The sequence below is a fragment of the Arthrobacter gallicola genome (genome assembly GCF_014836775.1).
GTDB classification, from domain to species: domain Bacteria; phylum Actinomycetota; class Actinomycetes; order Actinomycetales; family Micrococcaceae; genus Arthrobacter_B; species Arthrobacter_B gallicola.
The window spans coordinates 134,828-156,132 of the sequence record NZ_JACSQD010000001.1 but is presented as its reverse complement, the minus strand read 5'-3'; the positions used below and the strand labels follow the sequence as shown (position 1 = coordinate 156,132).

Annotated in this window: 14 protein-coding genes; 8 read left to right on the top strand and 6 right to left on the bottom strand. The window is 65.7% G+C overall.

What is annotated here, in order from left to right; translation table 11 throughout:
* Nucleotides 1–62: 62 nt before the first annotated feature.
* On the bottom strand, nucleotides 63–2,834 hold the full coding sequence (locus H9639_RS00650) for a bifunctional acetate--CoA ligase family protein/GNAT family N-acetyltransferase (protein WP_191806234.1): 2,772 nt from the start codon (nucleotides 2,832–2,834) through the stop codon (nucleotides 63–65).
* Between the two features lie 139 nt (nucleotides 2,835–2,973).
* Between H9639_RS00650 and H9639_RS00645 the strand changes: the two genes are divergently transcribed.
* The 5 genes from H9639_RS00645 (at nucleotide 2,974) to H9639_RS00630 (ending at nucleotide 9,687) form a co-directional block, all read left to right on the top strand.
* Nucleotides 2,974–5,469 carry a DNA gyrase/topoisomerase IV subunit A gene (locus H9639_RS00645; RefSeq protein WP_191806233.1) on the top strand — a complete coding sequence of 832 codons (2,496 nt, stop codon included), beginning with the start codon at nucleotides 2,974–2,976 and terminating at the stop codon, nucleotides 5,467–5,469.
* A gap of 369 nt (nucleotides 5,470–5,838) precedes the next feature.
* Nucleotides 5,839–7,140 carry a quaternary amine ABC transporter ATP-binding protein gene (locus tag H9639_RS00640; RefSeq protein ID WP_225219039.1) on the top strand — a complete coding sequence of 434 codons (1,302 nt, stop codon included), beginning with the start codon at nucleotides 5,839–5,841 and terminating at the stop codon, nucleotides 7,138–7,140.
* Nucleotides 7,137–7,997, top strand: coding sequence for an ABC transporter permease (locus tag H9639_RS16725; RefSeq protein WP_225219038.1), 861 nt, complete (start codon nucleotides 7,137–7,139; stop codon nucleotides 7,995–7,997). Before H9639_RS00640 ends, H9639_RS16725 begins: the two co-directional genes overlap by 4 nt.
* Before the next feature lie 48 nt (nucleotides 7,998–8,045).
* Nucleotides 8,046–8,942: a glycine betaine ABC transporter substrate-binding protein gene (locus tag H9639_RS16720; RefSeq protein WP_225219037.1), complete on the top strand. Its 897-nt coding sequence runs from the start codon at nucleotides 8,046–8,048 to the stop codon at nucleotides 8,940–8,942.
* Nucleotides 8,943–9,018: 76 nt separating this feature from the next.
* The gene (locus H9639_RS00630; protein ID WP_318241933.1) at nucleotides 9,019–9,687 is read left to right on the top strand and encodes a metal-dependent transcriptional regulator; all 669 of its coding nucleotides are present in this window, start codon (nucleotides 9,019–9,021) and stop codon (nucleotides 9,685–9,687) included.
* A gap of 80 nt (nucleotides 9,688–9,767) precedes the next feature.
* On the opposite strand, the gene H9639_RS00625 is transcribed toward H9639_RS00630, so the two are convergent.
* Genes H9639_RS00625 through H9639_RS00610 form a run of 4 tightly spaced genes read right to left on the bottom strand, consistent with a single transcriptional unit; the run spans nucleotide 9,768 to nucleotide 16,809 of the window.
* Nucleotides 9,768–10,760 carry a GNAT family N-acetyltransferase gene (locus tag H9639_RS00625; protein ID WP_225219036.1) on the bottom strand — a complete coding sequence of 331 codons (993 nt, stop codon included), beginning with the start codon at nucleotides 10,758–10,760 and terminating at the stop codon, nucleotides 9,768–9,770.
* Nucleotides 10,761–10,765: 5 nt separating this feature from the next.
* Nucleotides 10,766–14,176 (bottom strand): thiol reductant ABC exporter subunit CydD, encoded by a 3,411-nt coding sequence (gene cydD / locus H9639_RS00620; protein ID WP_191806230.1) that lies wholly within the window; start codon nucleotides 14,174–14,176, stop codon nucleotides 10,766–10,768.
* On the bottom strand, nucleotides 14,173–15,189 hold the full coding sequence (gene cydB / locus H9639_RS00615) for a cytochrome d ubiquinol oxidase subunit II (RefSeq protein ID WP_191806229.1): 1,017 nt from the start codon (nucleotides 15,187–15,189) through the stop codon (nucleotides 14,173–14,175). Before cydB ends, cydD begins: the two co-directional genes overlap by 4 nt.
* A gap of 18 nt (nucleotides 15,190–15,207) precedes the next feature.
* Complete coding sequence (locus H9639_RS00610; protein WP_191806228.1) at nucleotides 15,208–16,809, bottom strand: cytochrome ubiquinol oxidase subunit I; 1,602 nt, start codon at nucleotides 16,807–16,809, stop codon at nucleotides 15,208–15,210.
* Nucleotides 16,810–17,037: 228 nt separating this feature from the next.
* Here H9639_RS00610 and H9639_RS00605 point away from each other — a divergent pair, with 228 nt between their 5' ends.
* Nucleotides 17,038–17,409 (top strand): BlaI/MecI/CopY family transcriptional regulator, encoded by a 372-nt coding sequence (locus tag H9639_RS00605; RefSeq protein WP_191806227.1) that lies wholly within the window; start codon nucleotides 17,038–17,040, stop codon nucleotides 17,407–17,409.
* A gap of 21 nt (nucleotides 17,410–17,430) precedes the next feature.
* Nucleotides 17,431–18,411: a M56 family metallopeptidase gene (locus H9639_RS00600; protein WP_191806226.1), complete on the top strand. Its 981-nt coding sequence runs from the start codon at nucleotides 17,431–17,433 to the stop codon at nucleotides 18,409–18,411.
* Between the two features lie 112 nt (nucleotides 18,412–18,523).
* Here the strand turns inward: H9639_RS00600 and H9639_RS00595 are convergent, their stop codons facing one another.
* Nucleotides 18,524–20,650 carry a DNA gyrase/topoisomerase IV subunit B gene (locus H9639_RS00595; protein WP_191806225.1) on the bottom strand — a complete coding sequence of 709 codons (2,127 nt, stop codon included), beginning with the start codon at nucleotides 20,648–20,650 and terminating at the stop codon, nucleotides 18,524–18,526.
* Between the two features lie 269 nt (nucleotides 20,651–20,919).
* On the opposite strand from H9639_RS00595, the gene H9639_RS00590 reads away from it, so the two are divergent.
* A complete protein-coding gene (locus H9639_RS00590) occupies nucleotides 20,920–21,141 on the top strand; it encodes a DUF7455 domain-containing protein (protein WP_191748532.1) in 222 nt (73 codons plus the stop codon).
* Nucleotides 21,142–21,305 lie beyond the last annotated feature (164 nt).

Below are 21,305 nucleotides of genomic sequence, written 5' to 3'. Positions count from 1 at the left end.
TGAGCACCTAAAAAGGCACGCGCAATCTTACGGGCAGCTGCCGCCGGGCCCCGGCTGCAGGGCTAGTCCCGCATTGCGCGCCGGGCACTGTCGGTGCGCTGCTGGGGGTTTCCCAGCCGGATATCCGCGCTGAGCACGGTGACGCCCTGGACCGAGACCAGGATGGGGTTGATCTCCACGAGGGCAATCTCCGGGTGTTCATCCTTCAGCAGTGCCAGCCGGGAAATGACGTCCTCCAGGGCGGCAACATCCACTTCGGGCAGCCCCTGGTAGCCGAACAGCCGGCGGGACGCCCGGGGGGTGCGGACGAGGTCGGCGATGTCGACGTCGGTCAGCGGCGGAATGCCGTGCGCCCAGTCATCCAGCAGATTCACGGCGTCTCCGGCGATGCCGAAGGAGATCACCGGCCCCAGCAGGGGATCTTCGATGGCGCGCAGCACGCAGCCCTGGCCGGACGGCGCCATGGACTGCACTTCGAGTTCAAACCGGCCGTAAGGCTCCAGCGCGGCCCGCATCTCGGAAATGTTGCTGCGCAGCGACTGCGGCGAGGAAATGTTCAGCCGCACGCCACCCAGGTCCAGCCGGTGGCGCAGGTGCTCGTCCATCGTCTTCAGCACCACCGGCCAGCCCAGGCTTTCAGCTGCCGCCACCGCTTCATCTTCTGTGGAGAACGGCAGCGACGGAAGCAGCCGGACACCGTAGTAGCCCAGCAGTTCGGTGGTTTCCTCCGGCCCCAGGCGGAGCAGATCCGTGTTGGCCACCCGGGACATCTGCGCAGCAATAAAGGCGTGCGCACCGTCAATGTCCACACCGGCCGGATCCGCGAAAAGTCCGTGCTCCCGCCCCGCCCACTCCGTGTAGCGGACAATGGCGGACAAGGCACTTACTGCGGCCCCCGGACTGGAGAAACACGGGAGCCCCGCGGGGAGCCGGCCTGCGGGACCTCCCCCGTCCTCACCTGTTCCAGGCGTCCCGTCACCGTTTTCACCGGCGCCGGTTTGCCGGGCAGCCACTGCCGGCCTCTCGCGTTCCGCCAGGATCCCCTCCGCGGAGAGACTGGGGTCCATAATTCCGGTGAAAACGGCAATGACGGGCTTATCCGCCTCCGCTGCGCAGTCCAGCAGGCATTCGGCGATGTGTTCCGTGGTCAGCCCCGGTGAGGGCAGCAGCGTGACGACGGCGGAGTGGACCGCTTCATCGGCGAGCGCCTTCGCCACCGCGTCACGGAGCAGCGGCAGGGCCACGCTCATCCCCCGGTCCAGCTCCAGGTCCGTGCGCAGGTGCACCGTTTCCAGATCCAGCGCGCCCGAGGCGTCGGCAAGCACCCGGCCGAGAGCCACCGAATTACTCAGCACCGCCAGTCCTCTCCCGCGCGGCAGCGGCTGGGAGCAGGCAATCTGCGCCACGTCCATCAACTCTTCGTTCGTGTCCACGCGGATAACCCCGGACTGGCGCAGCATCGCGTCCAGCGCTCCCTTGGGCGCCTGCGTCAGCCGGACAGCATGCCCGGGAGGCAGGTGCAGTCCCGTGACGTCGGACTTCGCGACGATGACCGGTTTGCTCGATGCCAGGCGCCGGGCAATGCGGGAGAACTTACGCGGGTTCCCGACAGATTCCAGGTACAGCCCCACCACCTGGGTATCGGCGTCGTCCTCCCAGTACTGCATGGCGTCATTGCCGGAGACATCCGCCCGGTTGCCGGCGGAGATTTTGGAGGACAGTCCCAGCCTGCGACGCTGGGCTGCCGCGTACAGCAGCACCCCGATCGCGGCGGACTGGCTGAACAGGCCCAGCCCGCCGCGCCGGGGCAGGGCCGGGGCCATGGAAGCGTTCAGGGAGACATCCGGCCGGGTATTGATCAGCCCCAGGGACGCCGGGCCCACCACCCTCATGCCGTTGGCCCTGGCCCGCCGCACCAGGGTGCGCTGGCGGGCCAGGCCTGCCTCGCCGTCGTCGAACCCGGCACTGACCACCAGCAGGTGCTTCACGCCCGCAGCGGCGCATTCCTCCGCGACGCCGAGCACCTGTTCGTGCGGCACGGCGATGACGGCCAGCTGGACCGGTTCCGGGACCTCGGAGATTTTTCCGTAGGACACCATGCCCGCCAGTTCAAAGGCCTCCGGGTTCACCGCATAGACAGACCCGGTGAAGCCGCCCTCCACGATGTGCTCCATGAGCTGGTATCCCACGGTGCCCCACTCGCGGCTGGCCCCGATCACGGCAATGGACGACGGCGCCAGCAGGTCCGCGACGCTGCGCGCCTCGGCGCGGTGCTCACGGGCTTCCATCACGGCACGGGACTTGTCCGTGGGATCAATGTCGAAGTCCAGCGCGATCACGCCGTCGTCGAAGGCCCGCCGCACCTCGTACCCGGCGTCCGCAAAGACACCGAGCATCTTGCGGTTCTCCGGCAGCACCTCGGCACTGAAGCGGCGGATGCCGTTCTCCCGGGCAGCTGCGGCCAGGTGCTCCAGGAGGATCGACCCGATCCCGCGCCCCTGATGCTCATCCGAGATGTTAAAGGCAACCTCGGCCTCAGTGGGGTCATCAAGCCGGTCGTAACGGCCGATTCCGACGATTTCGGACCCGATTGTGATGACAAACGCAACGCGGTTCCGGTAATCCACGTGTGTGAAACGCTTCAGCTCACGGCCGCTCAGTTTAGCCTTGTAAGTGAAGAACCTCAGATAGATGGAGCTCTGCGACTGCCTCATGTGGAATGCCTGCAACGCCTCGGCGTCCCCCGGGGAGACGGGCCGGAGATGGCCCGTGCCGCCGTCCCGCAACACGACATCAGCTTCCCAATATTCGGGGTATTGTCCCTGCTCCGCCATAGACTCAGCGTAGTGGGCATCTTCCAGAACCCGCCACCGAACCGCCTGTGACCGTCACCGGGATTCCCAAGGGGACCGGCACCGGATCAGAACTGCAGGCAGAACCCCCAACCGACAACCGCAAGGACGCAACAACTCCATGGCCCGGCGCTCCGCCTCCGCACCCCCTCCCGGCGAACCGATCGCCGAGAACATCATCGACATCGATGTTTCCACCGAGATGGAGGAATCCTTCCTCGAGTACGCGTATTCGGTGATCTATTCCCGTGCCCTGCCTGATGCGCGCGACGGCCTTAAGCCGGTGCAGCGCCGCATCCTGTACATGATGGCGGAGATGGGCCTGCGGCCGGACCGCGGCCATGTGAAGAGCGCACGGGTTGTCGGCGAGGTCATGGGCAAGCTGCACCCGCACGGCGACTCGGCTATTTACGATGCCATGGTCCGCATGGCGCAGGACTGGGCGCTGCGCCTGCCCCTGATCGACGGCCACGGCAACTTCGGCTCCCTCGACGACGGACCTGCCGCGTCCCGGTACACCGAGGCGCGCCTGGCTGCTGCCGCGCTGACCCTCACTGACCACCTGGATGAAGACGTGGTGGACTTCGTCCCCAACTACGACAACCAGCTGCTGCAGCCGGAGGTCCTGCCCGCCGCGTTCCCGAACCTGCTGGTCAACGGCACCACGGGCATCGCCGTCGGCATGGCCACCAACATGGCCCCGCATAACCTCGGTGAGGTCATCGCAGCAACCCAGCACCTGATCAAGCATCCCGGCGCGTCCCTCGATGACCTGATGCGGTTCGTTCCCGGACCGGATCTGCCCACCGGCGGGCGGATCGTAGGCCTGGACGGCATCCGGGATGCCTACGCCACGGGCCGCGGATCGTTCAAGACGCGGGCCAAGGTCGAAGTGGAGCAGCTCACCGCCCGCCGCACCGGCTTGGTGGTCACCGAACTGCCGTACATGGTGGGACCGGAAAAGGTCATTGAGAAGATCAAGGACGCCGTCACGTCCAAGAAGCTGCAGGGCATTTCGGACGTCGTGGACCTGACGGACCGGATGAACGGCCTCCGTCTGGTGATTGAGCTGAAGAACGGGTTCAACCCCAAGGCGGTGCTGGCGCAGCTCTACCGGTACACCCCGATGGAAGATTCCTTCGGCATCAACAACGTAACCCTCGTGGATGGGCAGCCCCGGACGCTGGGCCTGGTGGAACTCCTCCAGGTCTATGTGGCGCACCGCCTGGGCGTGGTCCGCCGCCGGACCGCCTACCGGCTGGGGCGCAAAAAGGACCGCCTGCACCTGGTCGAGGGCCTGCTGATCGCAATCGTCGACATTGACGAGGTCATCCAGATCATCCGCAGCTCGGATGAGACAGCCGAAGCCCGGACACGGCTGATGTCCATCTACGACCTCACTGAAATCCAGGCCAACCACATCCTGGAACTGCGGCTGCGCCAGCTCACCAAGTACTCGCGGCTTGAGCTGGAAAAGGAACAGGATGAACTGCGGGCTGCAATCGGGGAGCTCCAGGCCATCCTGGACTCCGAGGAACGCCTCCGCTCGCTGGTCTCGGATGAGCTGGGCGAGGTGGCGGCCAAGTACGCAACTCCGCGCCGGACGGTCCTGCTCGAGTCCGAGGCCGTAGCGCCCCTGGCCGCCGAAGCCGCAGCGGTCAAGACAGGCAAGGGCGCCAAGGCAGTCCTTCCGCTTCAGATTCCAGACGATCCTTGCTGGGTGCTGCTTTCCGCTTCCGGCCAGCTGGCGCGCACCTCCAACCAGGAGCCCCTGGTGGAAGGCGGCCAGCGCACCCGGCACGATGTGTTCCGGTCCGTCGTGGCGACGACGGCGCGCGGCGAAATTGGCGCCGTGACCTCCGCCGGAAGGATGATCCGGGTCCAGGTCATGGATATGCCCGCGCTTCCGCCGACGAACGGGCTGCCGAACCTGGCAGGCGGCGTTCCGGTCAAGGACTTTATGACCCTGGCCAAGGGCGAGAAGCTGATCGGCCTGGTGCCGCTGAACACCGTCCTGGCGCTGGGAACGCGCAACGGCGTGGTGAAGCGGATCAACCCCGACTACCCGCTGAACCGGGACGACTGGGAAGCCATCACCCTCAAGCCCGGGGACGAAGTGGTCGGAGCCGCAGTGGCGGCGAACGACGAGGACCAGCTGGTCTTTGCCACGAAGGGCGCCCAGTTGCTGCGCTTTGCTGCTTCCCTGGTCCGGCCGCAGGGAAGAACCGCCGGCGGTGTTGCCGGAATGAAGCTGGGCGACGGCGATGAGGTTATTTTCTTCGGTGTTGTGGCCGAGTCTGACCCGGCTGCCGTCGTGGTGACCGTGGCCTCCGGCACCGAAACCCTGCCCGGGACACCCGGAGGGACGGTGAAGGTCACCGACTTCGCCGAATACCCGGCCAAGGGACGCGCCACCGCCGGTGTCCGGGCACACCGCTTCCTGAAGGGCGAAGACTCCCTGGTGGTGGCCTGGGCCGGTCACGGTCCGGCCAAGGCTTCTGCCGCGAACGGTGTGGCCCGTGCCCTGCCGACTGAACATGGGCGGCGGGACGGCTCCGGCGTGCCGCTGGCCAGCCCTGTGGACCATATCGGCCCCAGCCTCACCCCGCCGGAATAGGCGGGCCAAGACAGAACAGAGCTCCGCCTGCGCAGTCCGGTGCATCCACCGGACTGCGCGGGCGGAGCTCTTTCGTTTTCCGGCGGAGAATGCCAGCGGCACCATACCCCATAGGGGTATTTTAGGTCACGATGCCATAACTCCCCCGCTTCCCAGTCTGGGCGCGGGCTGCGGGCAGGCCCGACCGTGAGGCCCCCAGCCAAACCATACGAAATTGCGCTGATAGCGAACACGTGATTGTTAGGGTTGCCAACGACCTCTCCGGGTCCCTGCCCGCCGAATCCGGCCGTGGCAGGTGCTGAGCACAGAACCAGAACACCCATGCGGCCTGGCAGCTTCGGTGCAGGCACGCATGGAAAGGGAACGACATTGAGTGAGAACGACACCATCCGGGACACGGTCCTGAAGGTGGAGAACGTGTACAAGGTCTTCGGAAAACGACCAGCCGAGGCCGTCCGCCGCCTGAAAACCGGAGCCTCGCGTTCCGAGGTTGCGGGACTGGGCACGGCGGCCGTCATCAACGCCTCCTTCCAGGTCAAAGCCGGCGAAATCTTTGTGGTGATGGGACTCTCCGGGTCCGGTAAATCCACCCTGCTGCGGACCCTCAACGGACTCCAGCCCGCGACGGCAGGCTCGGTCACTGTGCAGGGCACCGACCTTTCCACCGTCTCGGACAAGGAGCTGCGCGCAGTCCGCCAGCGGCAGATCTCGATGGTCTTCCAGCACTTCGCGCTGTTTCCGCACCGGACCGTCCTGGAGAACGCCGCCTACGGGCTGGAAGTCCAGGGCATGGCAAAGTCCGAACGGCTCGAGGCCGCTGCCAAGGTGCTGGAGCTGGTTGGCCTGGGGAGCTGGGGCAGCCGCTATCCGTCGGAACTCTCCGGCGGAATGCAGCAGCGCGTCGGCCTGGCCCGAGCTCTGGCGTCTGAGACGGACATCCTCCTGATGGACGAGGCGTTCTCCGCCCTGGACCCGCTGATCCGCCGGGAGATGCAGGAGCAGCTCGTGACGCTCCAGCAGGACCTCGGGAAGACCATCATTTTTATCACCCACGACCTCAACGAAGCGATGTTCCTCGGTGACCGGATCGCTGTGATGAAGGACGGCGAGATCATCCAGATCGGCACCCCCGATGACATCCTGAGCCATCCGGCCAATGATTACGTGGCCCAGTTCGTGCAGGACGTTGACCGCACCCGGGTCCTGACCGCCGCCAGCGTCATGGAGCCGGCCCGTTCCGTTGTGACCCTCACCGGCGGGCCGCGGGGTGCGCTGCGCACCATGCGGGACCTGCAGACCTCGGCTGCGTTCGTCGTCGACCGCCGGCGCACTTTCCTCGGCACCGTCACCGACCGCGACGTGATGGCACTGGTTGAGCAGCGCAGTCCCGACCTTGCTCCGGCCATCCGCCCCGGCAACCCGGTGGACGGCGAGACCGCGCTGGCACAGCTGTTCGGCATGGCCGTGGAGAGTCCCGTGCCGCTGCCGGTCACGGACGCGTCCGGACGCCTCATCGGCGCCGTCCCCCGCGTGACGCTGCTGGCAGCCCTCGGCAACGTGCCCTCCTCCACCACGGATATTCCAGTGGTGGATGCCCCGCCGCCACCCCTGCCGGAACCACTCGTCACCGCAACCCTTGATTCTTCCGCCCGGGCAGGAGACCCAGCATGAACGGCTTCCGTATTCCCCTTGGCGACTGGATCGAGGTCGGCCTGGATTGGGTCACCGAGGTCTTCGCTCCGGTATTTAACGCCATCCGTACTGTTTTCCGGGGCGCTTACGACGGCCTCGAGTGGCTCTTCCAGGCTCCCCCTTTCTGGGCTGTCCTGATCATCCTGGCCGCACTGGCCTGGTTCCTCCGCGGGTGGAAACTTGGCGTGGGTACCGCAGCCGGGTTCGTGCTGATCTACGGCGTTGACCAGTGGGAGCACGCCATGGAGACCCTGGCCCTGGTTCTCGTGGCCAGCGCCGTTGCCATCCTGATCGGCATTCCGCTGGGCATCGTCGCCGCCCGCTCCCGGACGGCATCCAGGGTGATCCGTCCGGTGCTCGACTTCATGCAGACCATGCCGGCGATGGTCTATCTCGTCCCGGCCCTGATCATCTTCCGGGTCGGCGTGGTGCCGGGCATCGTCGCAACGATCATCTTCGCAATGGCTCCGGGTGTCCGTCTCACCGAACTCGGCATCCGGGGTGTTGACGCCGAAGTGGTCGAAGCCGGTGCAGCTTTCGGTTCCACGCCCGGCCGGATCCTGCGCCAGATCCAGCTCCCCCTGGCACTGCCCACCATCATGGCCGGCGTCAACCAGGTCATCATGCTCTCCCTGTCCATGGTGGTCATCGCGGGCATGGTCGGTGCCGGTGGCCTGGGCCAGGACGTGGTCGCCAGTCTGACCCGCCTGGATCCGGCTCTCGGCTTCGAAGCCGGCATCGCCGTCGTCATCGTGGCCGTCTATTTGGACCGCCTGACCTCCAGCGTCGGCAGCCGGGCGAAAAAGCGCGTGCCCGCCGGTGTCAGCGCCTCCTGACCTCACACAGCCTGTGCATCCTTGCACAGCCGCGAAAGGAAAGAACGAATGAAGAACCTCGCTAAACTCGCCGCCGCAGTATCGGTGGCAGCCCTGGCACTGACCGGCTGCGGTGCCGAAGCCGACGCCAGCTCCGGGCCGGACAACGGAGACAAGAAGGACCTCACCATCGGCGTCTTCAACGGCTGGGACGAAGGCATTGCCGCCTCGGAACTGTGGAAGGCGGTCCTGGAGGACAAGGGATACGACGTCGAACTCGAGTACGCCGATCCGGGGACCGTGTACGCGGGCCTGGCTGCGGGCGACTACGACCTGTCCCTGGACACCTGGCTGCCGCTAACCCACGCTGATTACCTCAAGAAGTACGGGGCAGACATGGTGGATCTGGGCACCTGGAACGAGGACGCCAAGCTGACCATCGCGGTCAACGAGGATGCACCCATCGACTCGCTCGAGGAACTCGCTGCCAATGCGGACCTGTTCGGCAACCGGCTGGTGGGCATCGAGCCGGCCGCCGGACTGACCCGGGCCACCACCAACGAAGTGATCCCCGGGTACGGCCTGGAGTCCATGGAGTACCTGACCTCCTCGACCCCGGCCATGCTCTCCGAGCTGAAGAGCGCCACGGCCAACGGAGAGAACATCGCCGTCACGCTGTGGCGTCCGCACTGGGCCTACGATGCCTTCCCGATCAAGGACCTTGAGGATCCCAAGGGCACCCTCGGTGACGCCGAAGGCATCCACTCCTTCGCGAGCACGGACTTCGAAGCCGATTTCCCGGCGCTGGCAGAGTGGATCAAGGGTTTCACCATGGACTCCGAGACCCTGTTCTCCCTCGAGAACGCCATGTTCAACAGCGAAGAGGGCGGCAAGGACTACGCCCCCGCCGTCAAGGCCTGGATGGAAGAGAACCAGGACTTCGTGGACTCCCTGACCCAGGACTAACTGGCCTGATCCACACCGGCGGCGCCCGTTACCTGGCTTCCCAGGGGGCGGGCGCCGCTGGCGTAAGGTGGGACGCGTGGGAAAGAAAGCACTGAGTACAGCCGGCGAGGATTACCTCAAGGTCATTTGGACTGCCCAGGAATGGACGGACAAGCCCGTCACCGTGTCTGCGCTCTCGGCCCACCTCGGTTTTTCCGCGTCCTCCGTGTCGGAGGCGGTCAAGAAGCTGGCTGCCCAGGGTTTCCTGACCCACGCCCGCTACGGATCCGTGGCTTTGACCGCTGAAGGCGAACAAGCGGCCGTGAACATGGTCCGCAGGCACCGCCTGATTGAGACCTTCCTGGTGGACTACCTGGGCTACGGCTGGGACGAGGTTCACGACGAGGCCGAAAACCTGGAACACGCTGTCTCCGACAAGATGGTGGAGGCCCTGGCCCTGCGGCTGGGCAACCCGGTCCGCGATCCCCACGGCGACCCGATTCCGGCCCGTGACGGCAGTCTGCCCCCACTTGAGGCCGCCAAGCTGAGCCAAAGTGAGACCGGCCGCCGCCTGCGGATTGCCCGCGTCTCGGACGACAGCCCGGAACTGCTGCGCTACCTGGGGGGCATCGGCCTGGGACTCGATGCCGAGCTCAGCATCGTGGACCGCCAGGCCTACGCAGGAACCCTCACCCTTGAGCGCAGCGGTGACCGCGTTGAGCTCGGTTTGCCGGCCGCTGAGGCCATCTGGGTGGTTCCCGCCTAGTCCCCGGCTCTTCCGGCGTCGCCGGCTCGTCAGCGTTAGCGCAGGTCAGGTAAGCGGCAGGTCAGCCAGCCTCGCGCAGATCAGGTAAGCGGCAGATCGAAAGTGATCTGGCGGGTCACAGGGGTGTAGCCCAGCTGTTCATAGATCCGCAGGGCACCGGAGGGGTTCTCCGTATCCACACCCAGGCCGGCGTGCTCCATCCCGGACTCCCGGAACCGGCGCATCGCCTCGGAGAGCATGGCCGGTGTGAGCCTCATCCCGCGCCAGTCCCGCAGCACCCCCAGCAGTTCGGTATAACCCTCCGTATAGCCGAAGATCTCCTTTGTCTCCGGATCAAAGCTGGCCAGCTGGTACGCGGCAATGCCGCCGGAGGCCTTTTCAACCACGGCAAAGCTCCAGTCGGCGCGGAACTGCGGGTGGGTGACCGTGAACTTCCAGCTCGCCGCGTCCCGCGGTTCACTGCCCCAGTGGTCCAGGAACGCCTCGTTGTGCGCCAGACGGAACCGTTCGGAGAGATCCTCCCGGAAGGTGACGAATTCCATGCCTTCGGGAAGCGGAACGTTGGGCAGCTCCCCGGTCAGCGGACGGGTCATCTCCGTGAAGTAACGGACTACCTTGGCACCGACAGAAGAGAGCAGCGCAACGTGTGATGCATTGTTTTCCTCGGCGAAACTGCGCAGCACGGACTCACCCTTTTCCTTACCGGTGAGCCGGGCACGGGCGCGGGCCGCCTGCCATTGGTAGACCGCTGTACCGATCCCCCGCCGGCGCCACTGCGGATCGACCCCGCCGAATCCGAGGACCCTTCCGGAACCGGGGTTGGCGGTCACAGAGCCAAAGGCACGGACCGTTCCCTTGCTGTCATGGCCCAGGAGGGTGTCACGGGCCGGATCGTCATTGGGGCGGGCGAGGATATGTTCGAGGTCCGCCCGGTCCTCCACCCATCCGGGCCGATCCGTTTCCGCCATCCGGCGGATCAGGGCGTGCCACTCATCCAGGTCCTCCGGAGTGATGGGACGCCAGATCAAACCGGTCTGCGGGCCAGGGCGCTCCACGTTTTCCGGGACAGTCATGCGCCCTAGCGTACGGCAAGACTCCGCTGCGCTGAACCCAGTTCGAGGTGCCGGCTGCACCACGCCGCGTCAGCAGGGTTGTGCGTCACCACCACCACCGACTTGCCGCCCAGGCCGCGCCGCAGGTCCGCCATCAGCTGTGCTCCCGCCGCAGGGTCCAGATGGGCAGTGGGTTCATCCAGCAGCACAACGTCCGCTTCCGTCAGCAGTGCCCGCGCGACGGCGAGGCGCTGGCGCTGGCCACCGGAAAGGAAATGACCTCCATTGCCGATTCGGGTATCCAGCCCGTCCTGAAGCTCCTTGATCAGCTGTCCGAGTCCAACGGCTTCCAGGGCATCCAGCATTTCCGTTGTGGAAGGTGCGTTTGCGCGGTCACGGGCCAGCAGGAGGTTCCCCCGCAGCGTTGAATCGAACAGGTGGGCCTCCTGCGGGCACCAGGCCATACCCCGGGCCTCCCGCGGGAATTCCGACGCCGGTTTGCCGTCGATGAGGAAGGTGCCGCGCTGGGGGGTCAGGAAGCCCAGCAGCACACCGAGCAGCGTCGATTTTCCGCTGCCCGATTCGCCGGTGACGGCAAGCCATTCGCCGGGCCGCAGGGACAGGTCCACACCATCCAGCACATCCGTGGAAGCACCCGGATACCGGTAGTGGATGCCGTGCAGCTCAAGGGTGCCAAGCTTCCGGGGCACGGTCCGCAGTCCGTTATCCGGCTCCCGGGAACCCTGCGCTGTTTCTCCGGCGTCCGGGACCGTTCCCGGGTCCACGTCGCTGGAGCCAAGATCGGGAAGTACCTTATCCCCGAGGATCCGCCAGGCACCGAGTTGCTGGATTGAACCGTTGACGGAGGCAAAGCACTCAAGCAGGGCCAGCTGCATCAACACAATCACCGCGGCGACCGTCGCAGGTGCACCCTGGGCAAGGAACATGACCCACAGGGCGGCTCCGGCGCAGGCCAGGGCCGTGACGGCATTGGCGAGTCCCTGGGCCCAGGCACTGCGGCGCACGGCGTGGGCAGCAGCCAAGTCGTAGCTCCGCTGCCGGTCAAGCACCGGGCCTGAGCTGCTGTTCGCTTCCAGGTCCGGGGCGGCCGTCAGTAGCTTGGTCATGCCGGCCATGGCGCGGGCCTGCAGGGATACTGTCCGGGCACGGGCGGAGGAATCGGCCCAGTGGGCCAGCAGCGGTGCGCCCACCAGACCCACCAGGCAGAGACCGATCTGAACCCAGATGGCCTCGGGGATCAGGATCCAGGTGGCGGTGCAGGCAGCCACCGCGGTGATCAAACCTGTCAGCGGCGCGAAGACCACCCGGGGCGCAATGTCCCGCAGTTCATCGACGTCGCCCACCAGCCGTTCCAGGGCTCCCCCGCCGCGGGACAGTCTGCGCCACCCCTCGGGGCGGTTCAACAGACCGTTCCAGAGCCTGATGCGCAGGGTATTGGTCGCCCGGAACACGGCGTCGTGCAGGTGCAGGCGTTCACGGTACCGCAGCACGGCGCGTCCGATTCCGAAGAACCGGACACCAACAATCGCTGTCAGCAGGTACAGGATGGGCGGCTGCTCGGAGGCCCTGACAATCAGCCAGCCGGACAGGGCGCTCAGCGCGACAGCGAAAACAGTGGCACCGGTGCCGTACGCCAGCGCCTGCAGGAACCGGCGGCTCCAGGGACGCAGGATGAGCAGATTTTTCCAGAGCGGCTGGCGTTTTACGCCGCTGGTATCGGCGGCAGCGGCGGTGGCCAGGCTGTCGGCCTCCTCCTGACGGATGGAGGCTGCGGCCGGCCCACCAACGGAGTGCCGGAGGACTCCCCCAGGATCCGCTCCACCCGAAACAGGGATAACGACGTCGGCAATGGCCGCCGTTTCCGGATCGTGGGCCACGAGCAGGACTGTGCATTCTCCACGCAGCCGGGACAGGGCTGCGCGCACCGCGGCCGCGCTGCGTGCGTCCAGATGGGCGGTGGGCTCGTCGGCCAGCAGGACCCGGACTCCGGGGCAGTTCTGAACCCGGGCTATGGCCCTGGCGACGGCGACCCGGCGCTGCTCACCGGGGCTCAGGTCACCCGACTGTGCCTGGAGCAGGTGTGCCGCGCCGATTTCAGCCAGCGCCCGGCGCGCAGCCCGGCGCCGCTCCCGGGGATCTGCCAGCCCGGAGTACAGGCCAATCTCCGCCTCAACCGTGTCTTCAACCAGCACGGGGTGCTGCGGTATCCAGGCAATCGAACTGCGGTCGATTCCCTCTGCTTCTCCTGAAATTTCGGTTCCGGACCCGCTGCGGCGCAGGCCGGCCAGGATTTCCAGAACGGTGGTTTTTCCGCTCCCGCTGGGGCCGGTCAGAGCCGCGATGCTGCCTTGGGGAACGGTGATGTCCAGCCCGTTGATCACCGGTTCGGAACGCCCCGGGTAGCGGACAGTCAATCCGTGGAGGCTCACCGCGGGTGCGGCCGCCTTTGCGGTGACGGCGGCAGCGGGCGTCAGCGGCCTGCTGGCGGGGGCGTCCAGGACGGTGTTGGTCCGCTTCAGCGCTTCCAGCCCGTCTTCACTGGCGTGGTGTGCGGTGCCCAGATCGCGCAGCGGCTGGTAGCACTCCGGTGCCAGGATCAGTGCCAGCAGGCCCATTTCCAGGGACATGTCGCCATGAACCAGACGGACGCCGATGAAAACTGCCACTACGGCTACGGAGATCGTCGCAATCAGTTCCAGTGCCAGGGAGGACAGGAACGCCACCCGCAGGGTCTCGAGTGTGGTGGTGCGGTAGCGCTCGGCGACGTCGCGCAGCGCCCGGGTCTGCGCCTTGGCGCGGCCCAGGCCCACCAGGACCGGAAGGCCTTTGGCCAGTTCCAGCATGTTGTCCGAAAGCCGGTTCAGCGCGTCGATTGCCTTAGCGGTTTTGTCTCCGGTGTGCAGGCCGATCAGCACCATAAACACCGGAACCAGCGGAACCGTGAGCACAATGACGACGGCGCTGATCCAGTCGGCAGCCAGGATGCGGGCACCCACCACCAGCGGCACGACGGCGCAGGTGACGAGCGCGGGCAGGTACTTGGCGTAATAGTTGTCCAGCCCGTCCAGGCCCCGGGTCACAAGGACGCTGAGCGCACCACTGCCCATTCCGGGAACCGAACCGCCGTCTTCCAGCACCCGGTTGGTGAGCTGGCTGCGCAGCTCATCCTTGACTCCGGCGGCGGCCCGCTGAGCCACGGTTTCCTGGGCCCACATCGCCAGGGAACGCAGCAGCGCACCGGTTACCCCGGTTGCTGCGACGTAGCCCCAGTCCGGTCCGCCGCCGGCCAGCCCTGCTATGCCGGCGGCAATTCCGGTGGCCAGCAGGACCAGCCCCACTGCCTTCACAGCCGCGAGCAGGCCCAGCAGGTAAAGGGCCCGGCGGCTGGTGGCGCTGACCGGAAGGACGGGTTTCACTGAGCGTTGACCTTATGGACGGCAGGTATGGACTCGGCGGAGACACGCTTGCGGAACACCCAGTAGGTCCAGCCCTGGTAGAGCAGCACGATCGGCAGGCCGAACAGGGAGACCCAGGTCATGACCTGCAGCGTGTACGGGCTGGATGAGGCGTTGTCGACGGTCAGGTTCCAGGCGGAATCCAGCGTGGACGGCAGCACCACGGGGTACATGGCCGCGAAAATCGAGACGGCTCCGGCCAGCAGGAACAGGCCCAGGAACGTGAAGGCCAGGCCTTCCTTGCCCAGGTGGGCCATACGCCAGGCAATCACCACGGCAACAACAGCGACAATCAGCGGGACCAGCGAGAAAGCGTCCCCGTTCAGGACCTGCACGCCGACGGCCCAGGCAGCCAGCGGCAGGATGCCCAGCGGAAGCCAGCGGACCAGGGCACGCCGGGCGCGGGCGCGGATTTCGCCGTCGGTCTTGAGCATGAGGAAGGCGCAGGCATGGATCAGGCTGAAGCCCACCACTGCGAGCCCGCCAACAACAGCCCACGGGGTCAGCCAGGCAAAGGCTCCACCCACGCGGTCCCCGTTGGCATTCAGCGGCAGGCCGGTGGAGGTGAGCGCCAGCGCGGCGCCGACACCGAATGCACTGACAAACGAACCCAGCGACATGGCCCAGTCCCAGCGGCTCCGCCAGCGGTCTGAATCGTGCTTGCCGCGGTATTCGATGGACACGGCGCGGAAAATCAACCCCAGCAGCACCAGTACCAGCGGCACGTAGAGAGCCGAGAACAGGGCTGCGTACCAGAAGGGGAAAGCCGCGAACGTCATGGCACCGGCGGTAATCAGCCACACCTCGTTTCCGTCCCAGACGGGGCCGATGGTGTTCAGCAGCACGCGGCGGTCGCGTTCATTGCGGGCAAAGAGCTTCATGAGCATGCCCACGCCCAGGTCGAAGCCTTCCAGGAAGAGGTAGCCGACCCACAGGAAGGCGATAACGATGAACCAGATTGTTGGAAGCGTCATTTTCGGTCTCCGGTGGCGCTAGTAGGCGAAATCAAGGACGTCGTCGGACTTCCGTCCGCCTGGTTTGTCCGGAGTATCCTCCGAATCCGGACCGTCACCGGACCCGCCGGCGTGGACCAGCTCAGGCATGGCTGAGGGAACTCCGCCCCGCACGTATTTGAAGAGCAGTCTCACCTCCACGACCAGCAGCGCCAGGTAGACCACCGTGAAGGAGATGACGGAAAACAGCAGCTCGGCTCGGCTCACTCCCGGCGAGACTGCCGCGGCGGTGAACATAAACACATTGTCGATACCCGTGAAGCTGGGGTTGGGCACAACGACGAACGGCTGGCGGCCCATTTCGGTGAAGATCCAGCCGGCGCTGTTGGCGCCGAACGGAGCCAGGATGCCGAACACGGCCAGGCGCATCAGCCACTTGGACTGCGGAACCGTGCCCTTGCGGGTGACCCAGAGGGCGACGGCGGCGGCGGCAGCAGCGATAGCGCCGAAGCCGATCATGATCCGGAAGCCCCAGTACGTCACGGACATCACGGGGAGATAGTTGATTTCGGCGCCCGCCTGCTCCCCGTACATCGGATCGTCCGGCAGGTGGGTGCCGTACTTTTCCTGGTACTCCGGAATGAGGGTGTTGACGCCGTCGACCTCGGTCTCAAAGTCGCCGTTGGCTAGGAAGGAAAGCAGGCCGGGGACCTCGATCAGGGTCTTGACATCCTCGCAGTTCTGCGCGCCGACATCGCCGACGGACAGGACGGAGAAGGAGGTGCCGTTGTGGCAGGCAGCTTCCGCTGCCGCCATCTTCATGGGCTGCTGTTCGAACATCAGTTTGGCCTGCAGGTCGCCGGTGATCGCTGTGCCGGCAAAGGCAACGACGGCGACGGCGGCGCCGACACGCAGTGCCTTGATCCAGACGTTGTAGTCGGTCTTGTCGCGTCCAATGGCGGCGTTTTCGCCCACCACGACGCGGCCTTTCTCATCGACCGTGTCGATTCCGTCGCGGCGCCGCTTCCACAGGTGGTACCAGGAGATTCCCAGCAGGAAGCCGCCGGCGACGGCGAAGGCGCCGGTAATGGTGTGGGGGAAGGCAACCAGCAGTGTGTTGTTCGTGAGGACAGCCCAGATGTCCGTCATGACGGCACGGCCGTCGACCAGTTCAACACCTACCGGGTGCTGCATCCAGGAGTTGGCAGCGAGGATGAAGTAGGCGGACAGGGCCGAAGCGCCGGTGGCCAGCCAGATCGTGGCCAGGTGCAGTTTTTTCGGCAGCCTTTGCCAGCCGAAGATCCAGAGTCCCAGGAATACGGACTCGGTGAAGAAGGCGAGCAGGGACTCCAGCGCCAGCGGGGCGCCGAAGACGTCGCCGACGAACCGGCTGTACTCACTCCAGGCCATGCCGAACTGGAATTCCTGCACCAGTCCGGTGGCTACACCCATGATGAAGTTGATGAGGAAGAGCTTCCCCCAGAACTTGGTAAGGCGGAGGTACTCTTCCTTGCCGGTGCGTACCCAGGCGGTCTGCAGCGAGGCTACAACCAGCCCGAGCCCGATGGTCAGTGGAACCATCAGGAAGTGATAGACGGTTGTGATGCCGAATTGCCAGCGGGCAATCTCCAGTGCTTCCACGTGAGGAATCCTTCAGTTGAGGCAAGTTCTACAAGGAGTAGAAAAGGTTCTTCTACAGATCGTAGAACACTTTGGAGACTTATTTCTACAAGACGTAGAGACTAGTCCTAAAAGCCGGTATTGTTAACCCTCTCGTCACAATGATCTGGGTCTGGCTTCGGCGGATATCCAGTCCGGGGATGCCCCGGCGGGGACCCAACGCAGGACCGAATAACGAAGGAACAGAACATGGCGACTCTCGGAGAGCTTGAACGGGCGATGATGGACCTGCTGTGGGAGTCCCCCGAAGCGGCCACCGCCAATGAGCTGAGGGAACAGCTGGCGCAGAATGACGCCGGACGCACCGAGGCGAAGGGCCTTGCCGTCACCACCGTGCTGACCGTGCTGTCCCGGCTCGAGAAAAAAGGGCTGGTGGCGCGTGAACGCGACATCCGTCCGCACCGCTACCGCGCTGTGACGTCCCGCGCGGAGCACACCGCTGAGCTGATGCATGAGGTCCTGGGCTCAGCCAACGACCGCGAGGCCGTCCTGGCCCGGTTCGTCGGCTCCGTGTCCGCAACCGAAGCCCAGACTCTGCGCAAGCTCCTGGAAGGCGCCTAGTCCGGCAGGGCAGCGCGCCATATGTTCTGGGCTTCCTACCTTCTTGCCGGGCTGGCAATAATCCTGGCATGGCCCGTGCCGGTGCTGCTCTCCCGCGCCAAATGGCCGGCCCGCTCCCCCTTTACCGCCATGGTGCTGTGGCAGGCGATCGCTCTGGCCGGCGGCCTGTCCATGATCGGTGCCATGCTGACGTGGGGCCTCGAACCGATCGGTGACAACCTCGCTCAGGGCATTTCAGCCCTCTGGGACATCCTGATTCAGCGCCGGCCCGCCGAGACCCTCGGCCTGGTCCACGTTTTCGCTATCAGCGCAGCCCTGCTGCTCTCCGCCCACCTGGTCTTCACGCTGCTGCTGACCTTCTACCGGATCCAAGGCGCCCGGCGCCGCCACCGGGACATGCTCAATCTGCTGAGCTCCCCATCCCTTGACGCACCGGCAACCCTCGTGATCCCGCATCCTTCACCCGTGGCGTACTGCCTTCCCGGAGGTGCGCAGTCCGTCACGGTGCTCTCCGATGGGCTGATGGACATTCTTACCGAGTCGGAACTGTCCGCGGTCATGACACACGAGAAGGCGCATCTGAGCCAGCGTCATCATCTGCTGCTGTGGGCTTTTGCGGCCTGGCGGGCGGCGCTTCCCTGGCTGCCGACGTCCCAGCTTGCCCAGCGGTCAGTCAACGAGTTGATCGAGATGCTGGCCGATGACGAGGCGCTGAAGAAGGTGGACCGGCCAACCCTCATCCGTGCCGTGGCCATCGTCGGGTCCGGCGCTGGCTCGGTTTCCGGGACCGAGTCCGCCGCCGGCATCCCGGCGGCCAGCACGGCAACGGTCACCGGCGGTGGCAGCGCCGGGGAGGGAGTGGGCATGGCCGGGAGGCTGAGCCGGCTGCTGACGCCGCAGCCGCCGCTCCCCCAGTGGGCCAAGGCCCTGGTCCAGGCGTGCTCCGTGCTGCTTTTGGCGGTTCCCACCGTGCTCCTGTTCGCACCCGGCCTGATTCACTGAGCCGGATCGATTCACTGGGCTGGACCGGTTCACTGAGCCGGATCGATTCTGAGGCAGGCGGGCTGACGCTCCGCCGGAGCCCCAGCCCGCCTGGAGCGGGCACTTTCCCCGGCTATGCGTCGATTCGATCCCGGTCCAGCATGGCAGCCCCCGCGATGATGAAGTCCTTGCGGGGAGCCACGTCGCTGCCCATGAGCAGTTCGAAGGTGGCCTCATCCACGTGCTGGTTGGCCTCCGCCGCTTCACTGAGGCGGATCCGGCGCAGGGTGCGGTGGCGCGGATCCATGGTGGTCTCGGCAAGCTGATCAGCGTCCATTTCACCCAGGCCCTTGTAGCGCTGGATCGGCTCCTTGTAGCGCTTGCCTTCCTTTTCCAGCCGGGCAAGGAGCTGGTGCAGCTCCTTCTCGCTGTAGGTATAGACCATCTCGTTAGCCTTGGACCCGGAATTGATGACTTCAACCCGGTGCAGCGGCGGGACTGCGGCATACACCCGGCCGTCCTCCACAAGGGGCCGCATGTACCGGAAGAACAGAGTGAGCAGCAGAGTACGGATGTGCGCGCCGTCGACGTCGGCGTCGGTCATAAAAATCACCTTGCCGTACCGGCGCGCATCCAGCTGGAAGCTGCGTCCGGAACCGGCGCCGACCACCTGGATCAGGGCCGCACATTCGGCGTTGGAGAGCATGTCCGCCACGGAAGCCTTCTGCACGTTCAGGATCTTGCCGCGGATGGGAAGCAGCGCCTGGTAGTCCGAGGACCGGGCCATCTTGGCGGTACCCAGCGCTGAGTCACCTTCCACGATGAACAGCTCTGAACGCTCCGGGTCATCGATGCGGCAGTCAGCCAGCTTGACCGGCATGGAGGAGGTTTCCAGCGCATTCTTCCGGCGCTGGGTCTCCTTGTGCACGCGCGCAGAGATGCGTGACTTCATTTCCGAGACGACTTTTTCCAGCAGCTGGGCTGCCTGGGCCTTGTCTCCGCGGGCGGTGGAATTCAGCCGGGCCGTAATTTCCTTTTCAACGACTTTGGACACGATCGCCCGGACGGCGGAGGTACCGAGGATTTCCTTGGTCTGTCCTTCGAACTGCGGTTCGGCCAGGCGGACAGTGAGAACCGCGGTGAGGCCCGCGAACACATCGTCCTTCTCGATTTTGTCGTTGCCGGCCTTGAGCTTGCGCGCGTTGGCTTCAATCACCTTGCGGAAGGTCTTCAGCAGTGCCTGCTCAAAACCGGCCTGGTGTGTGCCGCCCTTCGGTGTAGCGATGATGTTGACGAAGCTGCGCACATTGGTTTCGTAGCCGATCCCCCAGCGCAGGGCGATATCGACCTCGCAGTCCCGCTCCACTTCGGCGATCTGGCTGTGTCCGCGCTCATCCAGGACCGGAACGGATTCCTTGAACTTGCCGGTTCCGTGAAGCCGCCAGATGTCCGTGACCGGAGCGTCCGCTGCGAGGAACTCGACGAACTCGGAGATGCCGCCGTCGTGGTGGAATACCTCCTCCACCGGTCCGTCCTCACCTGGAGTGCCCGGCAGCCGGCGTTCGTCGCGCAGCGTGATGCGCAGGCCAGGCACCAGGAAGGACGTCTGGCGGGCCCGTGCCTCCAGCTCCTGGTAGGAGAACTTCGCGTCGAGGGTAAAGATCTGCCGGTCGGCCCAGTACCTGATCCGTGTGCCGGTGACTCCGCGCTTGGCCTTGCCGACCACTTCCAGTTTGGAGCTCTCGAGGAAGGGGGTGAACTTGGCGTCCGGCGACGGCTTGGATCCGGTGTCCGCGAAAACACCGGGCTCCCCGCGGCGGAAGGTCATCTGGTAGGTCTTGCCGGCCCGGTCCACCTGGACGTCAAGCCGGGAGGACAGGGCGTTGACCACGGAGGCACCAACCCCGTGCAGGCCGCCGGAGGCCGCGTAGGAGCCGCCGCCGAACTTGCCGCCGGCGTGGAGTTTCGTAAACACGACCTCAACGCCGGAGAGACCCGTTTTGGGTTCGATGTCCACGGGGATGCCGCGGCCGTCGTCGTGGATTTCCACGGAGTTGTCCGCGTGCAGGATGATCCTGATGCTTTGGCCGTAACCTGCCAGGGCCTCATCCACAGAGTTGTCGATGATTTCCCACAGGCAGTGCATCAGCCCGCGGGAATCGGTGGAGCCGATGTACATGCCGGGCCGTTTGCGAACGGCTTCAAGGCCTTCGAGCACGGAAAGGTGTCGGGCGTTGTACTCAGTATCCAGGGGAACCACGTGTGCTGAACTCCTCGGGCCGGGGTGCGGCCTGTTGTGATGCGGATAGCCTTTCGGCTGGGCGGCGGAAAGAAAACCGGCCTCTCTCTAGGTTAATGCCCGGCGGTGACAGTCGCCGTCAGCGACTCAGCGCCGGAGGCAACAGGTGCGTCACGCCGGCGGGTGCAGCAACGCGGTTCCTACGCGCAGAGCGAAAGACACGGCATGATGGAAAGGCTTCCGGCACAAAGGTGGTTATATGAGGTATCAACACCCCTAAGGAGGCACTCATGACAGCAGCAGTTGCTACCCGTCATCTCAACACGCTGGACCGCTGTGACCGCTGCGGTGCGCAGGCATACGTTCGTGCGGTACTCGAATCCTCCGGTGGGGAACTGCTCTTCTGCGCTCATCATGCCCGGGCGGTGGAGGCCAACCTTCGGCCCCTCACCTCTGAGTGGCAGGATGAAAGCGCACGCCTGCACCAAAAGGCCGGCGCTTCGGAAGAGTAATTCCGCACCGGCATTTCCAGACTTGACGAAGGCCCCTCCCCCTGGGAGGGGCCTTCGTTCTGCCCGGATCAGGACCAGACTGCAGGCGCTTGGCACGGGTTCGACGATGCGTGCCAGGGCGTTCCGCAGGGACACTGGCGGGTTGAGAAACACCGAGGGCCTGA